At 25.9% G+C, this 18,134-nt stretch carries 15 protein-coding genes; 7 read left to right on the forward strand and 8 right to left on the reverse strand.

From position 1 onward, the window contains the following. Positions 1-431: 431 nt before the first annotated feature. On the reverse strand, positions 432-1,670 hold the full coding sequence (locus QZ321_RS09715) for a U32 family peptidase (protein ID WP_291749112.1): 1,239 nt from the start codon (positions 1,668-1,670) through the stop codon (positions 432-434). A 215-nt stretch (positions 1,671-1,885) separates the two neighbouring features. Here QZ321_RS09715 and alr point away from each other — a divergent pair, with 215 nt between their 5' ends. Next, positions 1,886-3,046, forward strand: a complete 1,161-nt coding sequence (alr, locus tag QZ321_RS09720) for an alanine racemase (RefSeq protein ID WP_291749110.1) — start codon at positions 1,886-1,888, stop codon at positions 3,044-3,046. A gap of 52 nt (positions 3,047-3,098) precedes the next feature. Here alr and QZ321_RS09725 read toward each other — a convergent pair whose 3' ends face one another. Beyond that, positions 3,099-3,842 carry a hypothetical protein gene (locus QZ321_RS09725; RefSeq protein WP_291749107.1) on the reverse strand — a complete coding sequence of 248 codons (744 nt, stop codon included), beginning with the start codon at positions 3,840-3,842 and terminating at the stop codon, positions 3,099-3,101. A 145-nt stretch (positions 3,843-3,987) separates the two neighbouring features. Between QZ321_RS09725 and QZ321_RS09730 the strand changes: the two genes are divergently transcribed. Continuing rightward, the gene (locus QZ321_RS09730; protein ID WP_291749105.1) at positions 3,988-4,146 is read left to right on the forward strand and encodes a hypothetical protein; all 159 of its coding nucleotides are present in this window, start codon (positions 3,988-3,990) and stop codon (positions 4,144-4,146) included. Between the two features lie 160 nt (positions 4,147-4,306). Here the strand turns inward: QZ321_RS09730 and QZ321_RS09735 are convergent, their stop codons facing one another. After that, positions 4,307-4,981, reverse strand: a complete 675-nt coding sequence (locus tag QZ321_RS09735; protein WP_291749103.1) for an HAD family phosphatase — start codon at positions 4,979-4,981, stop codon at positions 4,307-4,309. Positions 4,982-5,005: 24 nt separating this feature from the next. Next, positions 5,006-6,976 carry an ABC transporter substrate binding protein gene (locus tag QZ321_RS09740; protein WP_291749101.1) on the reverse strand — a complete coding sequence of 657 codons (1,971 nt, stop codon included), beginning with the start codon at positions 6,974-6,976 and terminating at the stop codon, positions 5,006-5,008. 335 nt (positions 6,977-7,311) lie between these two features. Between QZ321_RS09740 and QZ321_RS09745 the strand changes: the two genes are divergently transcribed. After that, positions 7,312-9,354, forward strand: coding sequence for a hypothetical protein (locus QZ321_RS09745; protein ID WP_291749099.1), 2,043 nt, complete (start codon positions 7,312-7,314; stop codon positions 9,352-9,354). Positions 9,355-9,443: 89 nt separating this feature from the next. On the opposite strand, the gene QZ321_RS09750 is transcribed toward QZ321_RS09745, so the two are convergent. Further along, on the reverse strand, positions 9,444-10,628 hold the full coding sequence (locus QZ321_RS09750; RefSeq protein WP_291749097.1) for a M20 family metallopeptidase: 1,185 nt from the start codon (positions 10,626-10,628) through the stop codon (positions 9,444-9,446). Positions 10,629-10,913: 285 nt separating this feature from the next. On the opposite strand from QZ321_RS09750, the gene QZ321_RS09755 reads away from it, so the two are divergent. Then, positions 10,914-11,741: a pyridoxamine kinase gene (locus tag QZ321_RS09755; RefSeq protein WP_366512950.1), complete on the forward strand. Its 828-nt coding sequence runs from the start codon at positions 10,914-10,916 to the stop codon at positions 11,739-11,741. 19 nt (positions 11,742-11,760) lie between these two features. Further along, complete coding sequence (locus tag QZ321_RS09760) at positions 11,761-12,420, forward strand: TIGR04100 family radical SAM protein (protein WP_294196712.1); 660 nt, start codon at positions 11,761-11,763, stop codon at positions 12,418-12,420. Positions 12,421-12,610: 190 nt separating this feature from the next. Here the strand turns inward: QZ321_RS09760 and QZ321_RS09765 are convergent, their stop codons facing one another. Then, positions 12,611-14,254, reverse strand: coding sequence for a potassium/proton antiporter (locus QZ321_RS09765; RefSeq protein ID WP_291749092.1), 1,644 nt, complete (start codon positions 14,252-14,254; stop codon positions 12,611-12,613). A 345-nt stretch (positions 14,255-14,599) separates the two neighbouring features. Between QZ321_RS09765 and QZ321_RS09770 the strand changes: the two genes are divergently transcribed. Then, complete coding sequence (locus QZ321_RS09770; protein WP_291739648.1) at positions 14,600-14,878, forward strand: CD3324 family protein; 279 nt, start codon at positions 14,600-14,602, stop codon at positions 14,876-14,878. Between the two features lie 99 nt (positions 14,879-14,977). Further along, entirely contained in the window at positions 14,978-15,631 is a 654-nt protein-coding gene (locus QZ321_RS09775) for a FusB/FusC family EF-G-binding protein (protein WP_291749089.1), read from the forward strand. Positions 15,632-15,665: 34 nt separating this feature from the next. Here the strand turns inward: QZ321_RS09775 and QZ321_RS09780 are convergent, their stop codons facing one another. Both QZ321_RS09780 and QZ321_RS09785 read right to left on the reverse strand, forming a co-directional pair. Further along, positions 15,666-16,010, reverse strand: a complete 345-nt coding sequence (locus tag QZ321_RS09780; protein ID WP_291749085.1) for a PqqD family peptide modification chaperone — start codon at positions 16,008-16,010, stop codon at positions 15,666-15,668. Further along, positions 16,000-17,925 (reverse strand): oligopeptide transporter, OPT family, encoded by a 1,926-nt coding sequence (locus tag QZ321_RS09785; RefSeq protein ID WP_291749083.1) that lies wholly within the window; start codon positions 17,923-17,925, stop codon positions 16,000-16,002. The genes QZ321_RS09780 and QZ321_RS09785 overlap by 11 nt, the downstream gene beginning before the upstream one ends. Between the last annotated feature and the right edge of the window lie 209 nt (positions 17,926-18,134).

Consider the following 18,134-nt stretch of genomic DNA (forward strand, 5'->3'; position numbering starts at 1 on the left):
AAAGAATTGCTGGTTTACTTTAACTATATTCTGTTCAATTTTCAAAGACCATTTCTCTGTCGCACCGAAGCGACTTCCTTATCTTATCATTCCTCTCGATTACTGTCAACATATTTTTTAAAAATTTGTTTTATTTAATCGAAATTTGAATTTAAGAATCTCTGTCAGTGACTTTTTAATATTTATTGTCTTGCTGACAACGAAACTTATCTTACCATTTATTTTTTATCTTAATCCTCGTTTTTATTGATTTATTTCAATTTATATTTATATTTCTTTAATTATTTATGTTTTTCTCTATTATTCCACTATTGATACACCTGGATAAGTTTTATTATAAAAGCAAAAGCTACCACATATTATTTTAAAACTGTGGTAGCTTATCTATATTTTAATTTTTATCTTTCTTAATATTAAAAATCAATAAAGCTTTATTTAATAAGTTCTTTTCTTAAAAATGAATTTTTTTCAAGCTTAAATGGAACTTTAACTTTACACATCATTCCTGGGTGTGGACATCCTTCTATAGCTTCACCCTCTTCACTATAAAGCTCTTCTACAATAAAGCTTTCACAAAACTCACCAGGAGTTAATATTTCAACCCTATCTCCTTTTACAAATTTATTTCTTTGTTTGCATAATGCAATTTGACTTTTCTCATCATATTCATGAACAATAGCAACTACATCATATTCTCTAACATGGTCATTTGTATGATAAATTATTGCATCACTCTTAGGTTCATTAAAGAAAAAACCGGTATTGTATTCTCTATGGCTTACCTTATACATTTCATCTCTTAAAACCTTAGGTAACTTATACCCTTCCGGATTTTCATAATACAAATCTATTGCTTTTCTATAAGCATTAACAACTATAGCAACATAATATTCACTTTTATTTCTACCTTCAATTTTTAAAGATGAAATTCCAGACTCTAAAAGCTCTGGTAAGTATTCTATCATACATAAATCTTTTGAATTCATTATATATGTGCCATGTTGATCTTCTTCTATTGGGAAATACTGATTTGGTCTTTTTTCTTCCACTAAAGAATACTTCCATCTACAACTTTGCGCACAAGCGCCTCTATTTGAATCTCTTCCTGTCATATAGCTTGAAAGTAAACATCTTCCTGAATATGACATACACATTGCTCCATGAACAAAGACTTCTAGCTCTAACTCCTCTGGTATATGTTTTCTAATTTCTCTTATTTCCTTTAGTGAACACTCTCTAGCTAAAACTACACGTTCTGCACCTAAATCATGCCACATATTACAGCCTTCATAATTTACAGTATTAGCTTGTGTACTAATATGTATTGGTAAATTTGTATGTTTTTGAACTGTTCTAAATACTCCAAGATCTGATACTAAAACTGCATCTACTTTAGCCTCTTCAAGACCTTTTAGAAATTCTGGCAATTTTTCTATTCCTTCATTTCTTGGCATTACGTTTACTGTACAATATATCTTTTTTCCTAAACTATGAGCAAGTTCTGCTCCTTCTTTTATTTCTTCAAAGGAAAAGTTTTGGGCTGCTGCTCTTAAAGAAAATGCTTCCCCTCCAAAATAAACTGCATCTGCTCCATATTGAAAAGCAATTTTCAATTTTTCTAAACTCCCAGCTGGAGCTAATAATTCTGGCTTTTTGTATTTTATTGTCATAAGATTCATCCTTTTTGATTAAGTTTATAATTTATGTTTTTATTATATACTACTATTTATTTAATTCAATCTAAAAACTAATACAATACTACCAAATTAAATACGTAAAAATATCATAGTACCACTACTGTTAAAATTTATATTAATAGTGGTACTTATCATTTTTAAATATTTTTATTACAATAATAGTAAGAGATAAAAATTGAGGTGTAATTATGGAGAAGATAATGAGACCCGTATGGGCTGAAATAGACTTAGATATACTTGCAAATAATATGAGAAATATAAAAAACTTAACTGACGATAAAGAAGTTATAGCTGTGGTAAAAGCTGATTCATATGGTCATGGTGCTTTAGATGTAGCTCCTTGCCTTTTAGAAAATGGAGCTTCAAGATTAGCTGTTGCAATGCTTACTGAAGCTATAGAACTTAGAAAAAACGATATTACAGCTCCTATAATGATACTTGGATATACACCCTTATATTTAGGTGAAGATTTAATTAATTATGATATAGAACAAACAATTTATGACTTAGACTATGCAAAAGAATTATCTAATATAGCAAAAAATCTTAATAAAAAGGCAAAGGTTCATATAGCCCTAGATACTGGAATGGGTAGAATAGGATTTTTGCCTACTGATGAAAGCTTTGAAGCTATTTGTGAAATTTGTAATTTAGATGGCTTAGATGTTATTGGAATATTTACTCATTTTTCTAGTTCTGATGAAGAAAATAAAGAATATACTCAATATCAATTTAATCAAATTTATGATTTTATCAAGAAGCTTGAAACTAAAGGAATTAATATTCCTTTAAAGCATGCATCTAATAGTGCTGCAATTATTGATTTGCCAAATACCTACTTAGATGCTGTACGAGCTGGTATTATTCTTTATGGTTATTATCCCTCAAATGAAGTTAAAAAGGAAAACTTATCAATTAAACCTGCTTTAACATTAAAAGCTAGAATTGCTCATGTTAAAGAATTAGAAAGTGGTATGTATATTAGTTACAATAGAACATTTAAAACATCTAGAAAAAGTAAAATTGCCACTATTCCTATCGGATATGCTGATGGATATATTAGAACCTTAAAACATGAAGCTAAAGTTATTGTAAATAATCAGCTTGCACCTATAGTGGGTAATATCTGCATGGATCAATTTATGATTGATGTTACTGACATAGATGATGTTAAAGCTGGAGATGAAGTAATATTACTTGGAGAAAGTGATGATTTTAAGTTTAATGCTGATGATCTTGCTAAATGTATGAATAGTATAAATTATGAAGTTCTTTGTTTATTAAAAAATAGAGTTCCTAGAGCTTATATTAAAAATGGACAAATAATTCATGTTAAAAATAACATTTAAAAATAAACTGATCTCTACTTTTTTATGCAGGGATCAGTTTATTTTTATATTGCTAATTAAAATAGCTTTTTATAAATTTAATCATACTTTCTTTATTATTTTCAAATTGAGTTATTCTATTAACATTTGCACCAGAGGGGTGTGGAAATCCCATAAGAATTTGCTCTTCTTTTATGATACCCTTTTCCTCTAGCTTTAATAAAACCTCTTCAACCGCTCTTCCTAACGGAATTAATAATATTTTTTCTGATTCATCTAAACTTTTTAATTCATTTATAAAATTATCATATACATACTCCATTAAAAAATCATTTTTGACTAACTTTGGAGTGTGTCCTGTATAGTTTTCTCCATTAATAAAAACAGGATATGGTATTAATGATATAGTATGTAATAAATAATCATCTTCATCAAATAATTGACTACAACTTTTTAAATTTAGTGCATTATTAAGCTCTATTTTATCTAACATAGAAATAATATTTTTTCTTAAACTTCCACTAAATCTAGCTTCAACTTTACACCTATACTGTATTTCTTCAATATCATTACTTTTTTCTAATTCTTTTTTTGCAGTTTTTATAGCAACACTCATTTGTTGAAACCCAGGTGTTATTCCAATAATAAATACCTTAGCTTTAGGATTTAAATATTCATTATGAGGAGCATAGTATATTTCTATTTTATTTTCTTTATCTATTAAAAATTTATCTATTAATAAATCTTCTTTTGTATATTTACTTTTTAATGGTAACTCTTTAATTGCTTCTTTATAATCATATAATGTTTTTTTCATAACTTCCTCTCTTTTTTATAATGATTTAAACTTCCATAATTATTATATACAAAAATTTAATTTAAATTGTTTTTTTTATTCTTTATATTTTTTATTATTTTTACTCATACTAATTTTAAATAAATTTTATAAGGAAGTGTTTGAAATGGGTAAAATGAAAAAAATATCTGATTTATCAAATGTACAAATGGAATCTTGTACTAATTGTGCAAAAAAATCAAAAGAACCTAATGATGGTTATTTTATAGAAAAAGATCCTAATGATAGTTTTAGTTCAGAAGGTACTGTTAGATATGGCGAATAGCAAGATGTAGATGATTTATAAATTTTTTGCCCTTAAAAATATAAAATAAAAAAGGAAATATACTCATATTGAAATTTTTTAATTAAGTATGAGTATATTTCCCTTCTATAGTATAAAATTTTCATTGATAATATATAAAGAACTCTTAATATAACTTCCTTTATATATTTTTAAGACTAATTAACTCATTTTTTACATCATTTAAGTTATTAAAACTTTTATAAGCCATTTCTAAAATATCGCTATCAGCATCTTTTAAATCTATAACATGAATAGGAATCATTCCTGCATTAAATGCTGCTTTTATTCCTGCACTTGAATCTTCAATTACAATACACTCACTTTTATTTACATTCAATTTATCTGCTGCTTTTAAAAATATATCTGGATTTGGCTTTGTTTTTTCAACCTCATCTCTACATACTACTGCATCAAAAAACCTATAAATATTTGATTGCTTTAATTGCTTAAATGCTCTTTTTGAAATAGCAGAAGTTGCTAAGGCGATTTTAAAGTCATTTTCTTTTAAATACTTTAAAATTTCATATGCTCCTGCTTTTAAAGCAACTCCCTTTTCTATTTCTTTTGCTAAATTTTCATCCTTTTCTTTATACATATCATCTATAGGCAAATTACTTCCATAATTATTAACAAATACTTTTTTTACATTTTCACGCCCAGTACCTAATACTGATGTATATATTTCTTTGGTCATTTTATATCCATACTTTTCAAAAACTTTTGACCATACTTTTAAGTACACCATTTCAGTATCAAATATTACACCGTCCATATCAAATATTATAGCTTTTATTTTATTAATGTTTAAATTCATATAATCATTATCATCCTTTAACTTCTACATGTATATATCTGATAATTCAGCCCTTGTTTTATGCTCTGTATTTATTACTTTATCAATGACATTTATATCATAATAATTTTCTTTTTTGTAATCTATTAAATCACTATTTTTATCTATATTTATTTCTTTAGGTAACTTAACTATAAATTTTGTTCCTTTATTAATTTCAGATTGAACTGTAATTTCACCATTATGCAGTTTTACTAGTGCATTAGCAAGTGATAAACCTGTACCACTACCTTCATTTTTTCTATTTAAACTAGTATCAACTTGCGTAAATTTTTCAAATATAGTTCTTTTATTTTCTTCCGATATTCCTATTCCATTATCTTCAACAATTATTTCTAATTCTTCATTTTGAGAATTTATTGTTACATAAATATCTCCATTTTCTTTTGAAAACTTAATTGCATTTGATAATAAATTTAAAATAACTCTTTCAATTTTGCTAATATCAAGATTCATCATTATCTCTTCTTCATCTGTATCAAAAACTAAGTTTAAATTTTTCTTTTCTGCATATGGTATTACAGACATCACTAATTCTTCTACTAAATTAACTACATTAGTATTTTCTAAACTTAATTTTAAGTCATTTAATTCAGCCTTTTCTATGTCTATCATATTATTCATTAGTCTAATTAATCTATAACAATTATCTTTTATTATATTCATAGTATTTCTATTTTTAGAATTTCCACAACAATTGCTTTCCACTAATTGTATAGCGCATAATATTACATTTATAGGTGTTTTAAGTTCATGACTAATATTTGATATAAAATTTGCCTTAATTTTATTATCCTCTTCAACTTTTTTCATTGCAGTTAATATTTCTTTTTCATATATTCTTTTATAATGTATATATTTAATCAAAGATAATATTAAAAGTATTAACGTCATAAAAATAATACCTAAACCTATAAATGCATTTTTATATTGCTTAATTATATCAATTGGATTATTAATCACCTTAGAATTTTCAGGTAAATTTTTCATTCCTATTTTAAATTTTTTTACTGTATTATAATCAAATACATATTCATTGGCTTCATCAGTTCCTATATATAAATCTTTAGGATCTTTTCCTTCTAATAAACCTAAAGCTATCTGCCCTGCTCTTTTTCCCTGATTAAAATGATTAATTACCTTCCCTCCAACACTGCCGTTTCCTATAGCATACTTTAATACATTATATATCGGAATTTTAGGATTTATTTCTGCAATTAATTTATTTATATCTAAATACTTTAACCATTCTCCATTTTTAAAATTGCTAGGATAAAGTGAAATTATAGCAGTATCATCTTTTAAATTATTTAATACTCTTTTAAACTCGTATATACTTAAATCTTCTGTAATTATTGATTTAAAATTTAAAGTTGTATTGTCACTTATAATATCATCATAAAAATGCTCACCTTTATCATTTAAAAAAACAATATTTTTTATTTGTGGATGAAACTTCTTTATAAGATCTAAATTTGCTTCTACCGATTCAACTTCCCGTACTCCTGAAACATCTTCATAATTAAATGCATTCTTTAGCACACTTTCTTTTTGAACTCCCAAAAACGATATTGGAACATTATCAAATATATCATTCCTATATTTTAAACAAAATTCTAACGCTTCATCATCTCCAGCTATTACAGCATCATAATCTTGATAATTTTCAAAGCTAGATTTTAATAAGTTATAAAACTTTTTTTCACTCTCTTTATTAAAATATCCATTCACGTCCATATATTCAACTCTTAATTCAATATTATCTTCAAATCCAGATTTTATTCCATCTACTTGCTCATTAAAAGACATGAAGTTTGAATTATATGTACTAATAAATAGAACTTTCCACTTTTGCTTTTTATATTCTTCTGCAAAAACACTTCTTCCACTCAATGTGATATAGGCAATTATTAGAATACCTATCAAAACACATATCCTCTTCTGTACCCTTTTCATTATTTATCTCCTATTTTATAAATATTCCCCTAAGTATTATACTATCTTTCATTTAATATTTGTACCTTTTTTGACATATTTTCCTCCTAATATTTTGTATTAAATGTTATCTTTTTCTTTTTTATCTAACTTTTTATTATTTTCTGTGATTTTTTACATTTTTCCCCACAAATTTTTAAAAATATTGTAATAATATTTGTTATTAAAAGTTTTTACATTATTTTCTTATAGATGTAGAATATGTATTATACAATACTTTTTATATTTCTTCTATTTTTTTATATATAAAGAGTTATTACATAAAATTTTGATGAATAGGAGGGTATTTTAACCTTATGAGTTGCTGGGCAGTTTTAAGAATAACACCAACTAGAAATATTGATAAAATTAAGAAAGCTTATATTGAATTAAGTAATTCTTTATCCGAAAATAATAAATATGCTGAAGAATTAAAGCTTGCATATAATAAAGCTATATCTTTAGCTACTGCATCTATTGGAGATTTAAATATAGGTTTATTAAATAATCCTAGTTTTGATATTTTATCTGCATTAATAAATTCCTCTATAAATGATTCAGAAATAGACTCAATAGATAAATTTATTAATGAAACAAATGATATATATAATAATCCTACTGCAAGATTTTCAAAGGATTCCTGGGTTAACTTATTAGCATTGCCTATTTTAAATAATCCTTCTATTAATCAAAAGCTTGAAGTAGAATTTATAAATTATATTTATACTCATAAATATCTTCCTTCAACTATTTATAACTTAATAAATTCTAGATTTAATTGGACAAATAGAAAAGATGAGTTAAAAGCTATTATTTCATCTGAAATAATAGAGTTTATAATAAATGAAATAAATAATCCCTTGCCTTTAAGCTATAATTATTTATCTGAAATTAAAGAAGAACATTTAGATGAATATCTTTCACTTAGAGAAAAAGCATATTTATCTTTAACATCTACCAATAAAGAAACTGATAAAAGTTATTTATTTGATGCCTATTCTATATATACAAAGGATTTAGATTTATTAAAACTATTGGGAACTTATTACCTTAATAAAAATGATAATCTTATGGCATTAAACTATTTTAGAGAAGCAATTAATATTGAACCTAATGATATGTTTTGTCTTTCATATTTTGGGCATTTACTAGCAAAAAATAATCAATATTCAACTGCCATTTATTATCTTGAAAAATATTTAAAAAAATTAAAAAATACATTAGATTTAGAACGTATAATTGATTTAGCTCATTGCTATCATCACTCATACGATTTACAAAAAGCTAAAGATTTATATACACTAATAATTAAGTTAAGACCTTGGGATATTTCAATTAAAGCAGAATTAAATATTATTAATAATAAACTTTCTAATAATTCATTATCGCTTCCGTTAACTATTCCAATCTACAAAAAGTATCTTAATCCATATATAGAACCATTTATGGATAAATTAAAAGAAATATATGATAACTTTTCACTTAGAATAGAAGACAAAAGCTGGGAAGAATTATTTACTTTACCTATAGCTTCAAACGAAACATTATTTTATTTACTAGAACAAAATGTAATCGAATTTGTAACTAATAATAAAAATATTCCTAAAAATATTTTTATTTTTCTAAATAATAAGTTTGATTGGATTTCTAGATATGAAGAATTAATATCAATTTACCCTAACTTAAAAATTGATTATTTAATTGATAAATTATCATTTAATGAAACCTTAAGCTATAATTCTTTAAAAAATATCAGCATATCTGTATTAGAAGAATATATAGACCTTCGTTCAATTGCATATGATTTAGTTTATTCTGGATCTAATGATTCAATATACTACTTAAATAAAGCATTAAATTTATATAAAGAAGATTTTGAGTTATATAAATTATTCGGTCAATATTATTCAAATAATAACAATTATGAAATGGCAATTAAAAACTTTAAACTTGCTCTTTCCTTTAAAACTGATGATTACTACTCTATATGTAGCTTAGCATTATTGTTAACTAAAACAGAAAACTATAAAGAAGCTCTTTATTATTTAAATAAAAGTGTTAATACTACTGCAGGTAGCATGTTGCTTGATAATGAGGATTTTTTAACTAAGTATGCAATTAGCTTTTATTATACAGATGATTTAATTAATGCAAAAAAATATTTTAAAAAGTTATCTAAACTTAATCCGAGCCTTACATTTATAGAAATTTATTTAAAAAATATAAATGATAGATTAGCTGGTAAAAGAAAATCCCCTATATCTATTGATGTTATTACAAACCCTAACTACTATAAGTCTAAGCCAAGAACTAAGTTAACAAATGTTATTTCAAAACTTAAGCAAACTATTAAAAATTAATGTTTTGTTTAACAAAATATAAAATAATAATTAAAATAGTAAAATGCCCTCATATTATAATCAATATGAGGGTTAAACATTTGCTTTAATTATTTATTATTTTTTAACCACATGATAGCACAATATGTATGAATTGCTGCTCCTGTAACTAATATATCTTCATTAAATACTACCTTTTCATTATGCATTGGTTCACCATATAATGAATTTTCCTGTTTTGTACCAGCTCCTAACATCAGATAAATACTTGGTACCTCATAGGAATAACTAGCAAAATCCTCTGAACCCATTCCACCTCCTTCAAATAAGTTAACAGCTTTTTTCCCTACTATATCCTCTACGTAAGATGTTATTTCTTTAGCTAAATCATTGTCATTACTTAATGGTGGTACTGATGATAACTCTACTAATTTAGATTCTCCTCTAAACATCTTAGCAGTATGTTCAACTATATCCTTTATTCTGTTAAATATAAATTCTCCAACTTCTTTATCTAAACTTCTTATTGTACCTTCCATAATAACTTCTCCTGGTATTATATTTGCTGCTTCTCCTCCAACAAATTTTCCTATAGTTACTACAGCTGGTTTTGTAGCTGATATTTCTCTTGATATTATTTCTTGTAATGATATATATATGTGAGCTGCTATATTGATTGGATCTACTCCAAGGTCTGGCATTGCCCCATGACATCCAACTCCATTTACAATTATTCTAAATCTATTACATCCTGCTATAGTTGTACCTAAACCACATAATACAGAATTTGATGGCGCCCCAGAAAATACATGCATTGCCATTGCAGCATCAACTTTAGGATCTTTAAGAACTCCTGCTTTTAACATTTTTTTTGCTCCAGTAAATCCTTCTTCATCTGGTTGAAATACTAATTTAACAGTTCCTTCTATCTTATCTTGATTCTCCTTAAGTAATCTTGCAGCACCTAAAAGCATTGCTGTATGCATATCATGCCCACATGCATGCATACAACCATTATTAGATTTAAAACTACATTCAGTAGATTCTTCAATTGGAAGTGCATCCATATCGGCTCTAAGTAAAAATGTTTTTCCTGGTTTGCTTCCCTTAATTATAGCAACTATACCACTTTCACATATTTCTTTTGGTTCATATCCAAACTCTCTTAATTTATTCATTACATATGCTTTTGTTTTAGGTAATTCTGCTCCAACTTCGGGATTTTCATGAATATCTCTTCTATAACCTACAATATCCTCTTTTATTAATTTCGCTTTTTCCATAAAATCATTCATATCTACACCTCATTTGTATTCAAATTATAAATATAATTATATGCTATTTTATTAAATTCTACATAATTGAATAAAATTTTATTTAAAATATTTAATTATTTTTTAAATGATTATAAAATATCATACTTTTAATTATATACTTAAATAATACTAACTACTTCTTGTAAAAATAAAGTAAATTTAAAACTTCTCTAATTTAAATATTGTATCGTTACAAATATTACAAAATTGATTTTCCCAAATTCTTCTTTTATAATTAATATTTATAAGGATGTGAAAATAATAATGGAATTTAATCAAAAAAAAATAGCTCTTATAAATGATGTAACAGGTTTTGGTAGATGTTCCATAGCAGTTTCATTACCTATTATTTCAGCACTTAAAGTTCAATGTTGTTTTATACCAACAGCCATACTTTCAAATCATACTGGATTTAATAATTTCTTTTTTGAAGATTATACAACTAAAATGAAAGAATATATAAACAATTGGGAAATTCTTAATTTAAGCTTTGATGGAATATCTACAGGCTTTTTAGGTTCTAAAGAGCAAATTAAGATAGTAATAGAGTTTTTAGAAAAATTCAAAACATCTAACAATTTAGTTTTAATAGATCCTGTTATGGGTGACTATGGAAAGCTTTATTCTACTTATACAGATGAAATGTGCAAAGAAATGCAAAACTTAATTAAGTATGCTGATGTACTAACACCTAACCTTACTGAGTTTTGTAGATTACTAGACATTTCCTACCCTAATGATACTCCATCACATGAAGAATTATATTTATTATGTGAAAAATTATCTCTTAAGGGGCCAAGCAAAATAGTAATTACTGGACTTCAAAGACAAGGTGCAATAGAAAACTTTGTTTTTGAAAGTAATAAAACATTTAAAATTATAAAGGTTGAAAAAATAGGGGAAGACCGTGCTGGAACTGGAGATGTTTTTTCTTCTATTGTATCTGCTAGTCTTGTTAAAGGTGAAGATTTTTCAGATTCAATAAAAAAAGCATCAGACTTTATTAGTAAAGCATTAAAGTTTACTAATGATTTAAACTTACCTAGTAGCTATGGTGTTTGTTTTGAAGAATTTTTAACTGAATTAAAATAATATAAAAGGATGGGGTAATATGGTTATTTTATACACTATTAATAATGGTAATTTTATAAGCTTAAAAAATATAACAATTGAAGAAATGGAATATAAAGGACTAAAGAAAAATATCTATGTAAATTTAACTAATCGTTGTCCATGTTCATGTACTTTCTGTTTAAGACAAACTAAAAAAATGCTAGAATCAAATAGTCTATGGTTAGAAAAAGAACCAACTGTACAAGAAGTAATAAATGAATTTGAATCTATAAATATAAATCTTTATGATGAAATTATTTTCTGTGGTTTTGGAGAACCAACAGAAAGATTAGATGCAATAATTGAAATAGCTAAATATCTAAAAAGTATAAATTCTAATACAAAAATAAGAATAAACACTAATGGGCTTGGAGATTTAATTAATAAAAAAAATGTTGCCCCTTTATTAAATGGGCTAATTGATACTGTTTCAATAAGCCTTAATGCAGCAAATGCTGAAGAATTTTATGAAATAACTAAAAGTAAATTTGGAATCTCGTCTTATGATGCAATGAAAAAATTTGCTATATCCTGCAAAGTTTATATTCCTAATGTTGTATTTACAGTAGTTGATTGTATTGGTGAAGAAAATATTAAAGCAAGCCAAAAAATCTGTGATGATTTAGGAATAACCTTAAGAGTTAGACCCTTCGAATAAAATATAAATTACATTTAATTTTAAATAATAAACTCTAATATTTTATTATTTATATTTATCAATTGTACTTTTAATAATATAAGCTATACTTTAATTAATACTATAACAAAATTTATATAATAAAAGGATTTGTATTATATTAAATACTTTTAATATAATACAAATCCTTAAATTTTTATATTTTAATCAACTATATACTTAACAAATTTTCTATTTCATCCATATTATTGGAGGTTACAACTAATATATCTTCTGGAAGAATAACAGTGTTACCATTAGGAACTATTACTTCTCCTTCTCTTTTTATCATAACTATTAAAACATCATCTGGAATATTAGCATCTTTTATAGGTTTATTAATTAAACTACTTTTTGTTTCAATAGAAAATTCAGTTAATGTAGTGCTTTTTTCCTCCTTATATTCATTAAAATGTTTAAGTTTATTTCCTGATAAAACTAATATATCCTTAGGTAAAATTTCTGTAGAACCATTTGGAACAAATACATCTCCATCTCTTTTTATCATTACCACAAGAATATCCTCAGGTATATTTGCATCCATTATTGTTTTATTAGCAATAGCATTATGTTCATCAATTGTAAATTCTATAAGCCTTGTACTCTTATCTTCCTTATAATCATTAAAAGTCCTTAAAACAGACTCCTCATTATCTATCAAATCTAACCTTTTAGCCATTCTTGGAATAATTGTTCCTTGTACAGCTACTGAAAATAATGCAATAAAAAATATTATATGAAAAATATCATTATTTATTGTAACTCCATATGTTCCCGCAAATATTGCAAAAACTATTGATGCAGCTCCCCTTATTCCTACCCATGATATAAAAACTTTTTCTTTTAAAGGTACCTTAAACCAATATAAAATACTAAATATCGCAACTGGTCTTGCAACAAAAATCATAAATATCGAAATTGATATTCCCTTAATCATTACTGATGGTATCTTAGATGGAAAGGCTATCAATCCAAGTAAGAAGAATAACATAATTTGCATAATCCATGATATTCCATCAAAAAACTGAAATATACTCTTTTTATGTGGTATTTTAGAATTTCCTATTATAATACCTGTAATATAAACACTTAAATATCCATTTCCTGAAAAATATTCACTTAATGAATAGGACAATACTGCTATAGCTGTTATAAAAATTGGATAAAAGCCTTCTATTTCAAATTTAGCATGTCTTAATAAAAAAACTGATAATTTGGCTAATACTACCGAAATAACTACTCCAACTATAACTTGCTTTAACACCATTGGAAGTATATTACTATATCCATTACCAGACATTAACCCTAATATTATTACTGTAAGCATATATGCACATGGATCATTACTACCACTTTCTAGCTCTAACATAGAGGCAATTGATCCCCTTAAGTTCAACTTTTGTGATCTTAATATTGCAAATACTGATGCTGCATCAGTAGATCCAACAATCGAACCTATAAGTAATCCTTCTAATAATGTTGTTTTAAAAACAAAAAAACAAAATAAGCCTGTTAATCCAGCAGTAAAAATAACTCCTAATGTTGATAAAAAAACTGATTGTATTGCTACTGGTCTTGCCATCTCCCAATTTGTTCCGAACCCTCCATAAAACATTATAAATATCAATGCAACAGTACTTATTTTACTAGCTAACTGATAATCATTAAATTCTATTCCAACAAGTCCATCTGGTCCAAATAACATTCCAAATACTATAAATACTAAAAGAATTGGCACACCAAACCTGTATAATATTTTAGTAGAAGTTACACACATAAGTAACACTAAGCCACAAATAATCATTACATTTACCATACATTACCCCCCTTCAAACTTTCTATTTTAATCCTCTTATTTTTATACTATTCATCTTCATATCCATCTGGTTATAAAAAATTCCAAAACTAAAAATTTTACTTATTAAATCATATTGAATATAATATTTTTATAACTATTTAATAGGAGGTGGTTTCTTTGAATATATATCCTAAATTCATGTTTAAACTTGCTTGCTCCATGCAAAGACTACACTCATCAGCTATGCTTTGTTTGGAGCCTAAGCAGTTATTAAATTAGCTGATTTTTTAGGTTCTGTAACACATAGCTTTTTAAGTATTCTTTGCTTTAAATTTTAATTTTTTAAAGTTAAGGGGTAAGAAAATGAAATATACTAGAGCAATAGATGTGTTACCAAATGAAATAATTGAAATTATTCAAGAATATATAGACGGAGAATATATTTATATTCCAAGAAAATTTGAAAATCATAAATCTTGGGGTGAAAAAAGCGGAATAAAAAATAGTCTTAAAATAAGAAATAATGAAATATATAAAAAATATATTCAAGGAACTTCTATATATGAATTAACTAAAGAATACTTTTTATCAGAAAAAAGTATAAGAAGAATTATAAATATAGAAAAACAAATTTGCTCATAATCAATACAGAAACATTTATTAGATTGAATACTTGCTTTTAAGCATGTTATTCTTTTACTGTTGTAAATTAATTAGATCTGATATAAATGAGGTGTTATTATGAATGCTTTTATAAAAAAGCAAGAGTTTAATTATATAAAAAAGTGTTTATTTGATTTAAATAATGCTTTTAGAAATTGTGTAGATAGTAATATTGTTGAAACTACAAAGCTTATTACACAAGATAAAATTTTAAATTTCTTTAATAATTTATCGGACGAAGAAAAAGAAATATTAGATATAAGCAAAATAAATGAACCATTGCAAATTGATTCATACTTAAAAGATTTAGATAAATATGTTTATGGAATGTCTAATGTAACAAAAAATGAACTTACTAAAGTATTTAAAAAAGAAAAGAAGCTTAAACTTCCTAATTTAGATATTGAAGATTCAAAGCTTGTATACTTAGGATGGATTGATGAAGCCACAAATAAACTTCTTATTGTCTATAATGTAGATGATAAACTTTTAGGAATGGCTTGTAGACTAACATTAAATAGTCCTAAAGGGGCCAATGTATGTACTCTTTGTAATCATATTGGCTCTGAAAATGAAGTTGCCTTTGTTTCACCTATTTGCAAGCCAAGAAGCGAAGATGATTATAAATCATTAGGATTTCACATATGTTTAAATAGTGAAGAATGTAATGAAAGAATTACATATACAGAAAAGCTTGAAAATATATTAAAAACTGTTAATAGAATTAAATAACTAAAATAGAGCTACTATAATAGTAGCTCTATTTTTAATTAACCTTTTCAATATAGTTACAATTTATATCAATATGATTTAAGAAAATTAGCAATCTCTCATACAGAGGATTTACCTTTTCTCCAAATCTCTCTTCTAAATTTTCACCTATTTCTTTAACAGTTTTAATTCCATCAATTTGCATAAATACAGCACTACTGATTTCATCAAAAGCTATTTCTTTATATAAAGGAATTTTAAATTTTAATTTTCTAAAAAATTTCTGAATTTTATGATCTTGCTTTTCTAAAATTGTAACTATTCCGTTGTCATTAATCTTATATTCAAGATTATCACAAATTTTAAATTTCAAATTTAAAATTTCTTCGTTATTTGTCATGCTTCTTCACCTTTGACATCATAATTGGAAGAGTTGTAGCTATAACTAAAACTACTAATAATAAAATTCCCATCATGTTGCTAGCAGCAAATCCACTTGGAACTCTTGGTTTTATTAGCCCTGTTACTTGAAGTATAATTCCTATTAATCCTATAATAGAACCACCTGCAACAAGCCCTGAAGAAAGACTTATTCCATTGGCAACTTTAACTTCTTTATCTTCTTCATCCTTGCTCATTTTTTCAATAAATACACGTATTAATGCTCCAACTAAAATAATTGTAGTTGTAGCTATAGGTAAATAGAAACCTATTGCAATTGTCATTATTGGTAAATCTAATAAGAATAAAAATAACGCCATAACAACACCAACTATAATCATTGGCCATGGTAAATTACCTGACATTATACCAGAAGTTAATGTAGACATTAAGTTTGCTTGTGGAAGTGCAAATGGTGCATCTGCTCCAGTAATTTTTAATTGGCTAGAAAGTACTAATATTGTTCCTACAGTAACAACAACACCTACAATACTTGCTATTGCAAAATAATTTTGCATTTCTTTTTTGCTTCCACCTATAATATAAGTTACTTTTTGAGATTGGCTATATCCACCAGCTACTGATATTGCTACAACCATAAATGCTGCAAATAAAAGCAATGATTTATTATCAGCTTGACCTGTCCAACCCATTATTACAAATACTAAAGTTAATATTACTAATGAAGCAATTGTCATTCCTGAAACAGGAAGATTAGATGTTCCTATTGTACCAGTTAAACGTCCAGCAACTATTACAAATAATAATGATAATATTAATGAAACAACTGCAGATACTATTGCCATTAAAATACTTTGTGAAATAAAGAATCCTGCCACAAATGCTATTATAACACCAGCTAAAACAAATATCATTTCACCTGAAGATTTTTCTCCATTTCCATCTTTAGATGATTTTGCTTTTAATGTTTCTTTTATAGAAACAACTATAGTTGGTATAAGCTTAAGTGCTCCTATTATACCACCACAAAGCATCATACCAGCACCTATATACTTAACATAGCTTCCTGTTATAGCATTTACATCCATTTGACTTATAAGAACTGTTGTATCATTCCATGCACTAGCATTACCTTGTGCCATATCTGTAAAATAACCTATTAATGGTGCAATACCAAAGTTAGATAATATTGAACCTGCAAGCATAGTTACAGAAACTTCTAATCCAACTATAAATCCTATACCTAATAAAAGTGGATTTACTTCTATAGAGAATTTCCATTTATAAAACTTACTTCCCACATATGTAACCGTATTATTAATTACATTTAAAAATGAACCTGTTAAAACATTAATAATACCACTTATACCAAAACCTATACCCATAAATTTAATAGCATCTCCGCCACCTTCTGATGCTACTAATGTTTCAGATATTGCCATTGATTCTGGATACATTAGTTTTCCATGTTCTTCAATTATTAAGTAGTTATATACTAATGATAAAGCTCCTATTCCAAATAGTGCTCCACCTATTCCTACGCTCATACCCTCTAAGAAAGTAAAGTCACTTCCTATTAATATAATAGCAGGTAAAACATATATTAAACCACTTGCTATTGATTCTCCACCACTAGACATTCCTTGTGTTATATTTTTTCCAAGTATGCCTTTGTTCTTTGCAAATATTCCTATAAACATTGATCCAATTATTGCACCTGGTATTCCTGCTGCTACTGTAAGTCCTGATTTCATACCAGAATAAGCTGTTGATGCTGCAAAGATGATAGCTAATACTATTCCAATTAACATTACAGCAACATTAGCACCTTTTTTAGACTTATCTGTTATATATGGAACATAATCTTTTCCATGTACGCCACCATATGCTTCTTTAGATAATTTGTTCTTCATAATATAATCTCCTCCTTCGTTTTTTATTTATTGTAGCATAAAATTAGTATATTAATTTTTTACCATTACTGCAACATATTTAAACATATTTATTATATGCATTTTACTTTTTAATTACTTAAAAATACTATTTCTATTATAAAATAATTTATATAATTCTAAAAAGGTGTTTACAAAAAAGTAATATATGTTTGTAAACACCCCTTTTA

This window comes from uncultured Clostridium sp. (genome assembly GCF_910588715.1).
GTDB lineage: Bacteria > Bacillota > Clostridia > Clostridiales > Clostridiaceae > Clostridium.

What these genes read in the sequence shown, in the direction of transcription:
- QZ321_RS09715 (WP_291749112.1), bottom strand. Translation starts at nt 1,670, where the DNA reads ATGACAATAAAATACAAAAAGCCAGAATTATTAGCTCCAGCTGGGAGT.
- alr (WP_291749110.1), top strand. Translation starts at nt 1,886, where the DNA reads ATGGAGAAGATAATGAGACCCGTATGGGCTGAAATAGACTTAGATATA.
- QZ321_RS09725 (WP_291749107.1), bottom strand. Translation starts at nt 3,842, where the DNA reads ATGAAAAAAACATTATATGATTATAAAGAAGCAATTAAAGAGTTACCA.
- QZ321_RS09730 (WP_291749105.1), top strand. Translation starts at nt 3,988, where the DNA reads ATGGGTAAAATGAAAAAAATATCTGATTTATCAAATGTACAAATGGAA.
- QZ321_RS09735 (WP_291749103.1), bottom strand. Translation starts at nt 4,981, where the DNA reads ATGAATTTAAACATTAATAAAATAAAAGCTATAATATTTGATATGGAC.
- QZ321_RS09740 (WP_291749101.1), bottom strand. Translation starts at nt 6,976, where the DNA reads ATGAAAAGGGTACAGAAGAGGATATGTGTTTTGATAGGTATTCTAATA.
- QZ321_RS09745 (WP_291749099.1), top strand. Translation starts at nt 7,312, where the DNA reads ATGAGTTGCTGGGCAGTTTTAAGAATAACACCAACTAGAAATATTGAT.
- QZ321_RS09750 (WP_291749097.1), bottom strand. Translation starts at nt 10,628, where the DNA reads ATGAATGATTTTATGGAAAAAGCGAAATTAATAAAAGAGGATATTGTA.
- QZ321_RS09755 (WP_366512950.1), top strand. Translation starts at nt 10,914, where the DNA reads ATGGAATTTAATCAAAAAAAAATAGCTCTTATAAATGATGTAACAGGT.
- QZ321_RS09760 (WP_294196712.1), top strand. Translation starts at nt 11,761, where the DNA reads ATGGTTATTTTATACACTATTAATAATGGTAATTTTATAAGCTTAAAA.
- QZ321_RS09765 (WP_291749092.1), bottom strand. Translation starts at nt 14,254, where the DNA reads ATGGTAAATGTAATGATTATTTGTGGCTTAGTGTTACTTATGTGTGTA.
- QZ321_RS09770 (WP_291739648.1), top strand. Translation starts at nt 14,600, where the DNA reads ATGAAATATACTAGAGCAATAGATGTGTTACCAAATGAAATAATTGAA.
- QZ321_RS09775 (WP_291749089.1), top strand. Translation starts at nt 14,978, where the DNA reads ATGAATGCTTTTATAAAAAAGCAAGAGTTTAATTATATAAAAAAGTGT.
- QZ321_RS09780 (WP_291749085.1), bottom strand. Translation starts at nt 16,010, where the DNA reads ATGACAAATAACGAAGAAATTTTAAATTTGAAATTTAAAATTTGTGAT.
- QZ321_RS09785 (WP_291749083.1), bottom strand. Translation starts at nt 17,925, where the DNA reads ATGAAGAACAAATTATCTAAAGAAGCATATGGTGGCGTACATGGAAAA.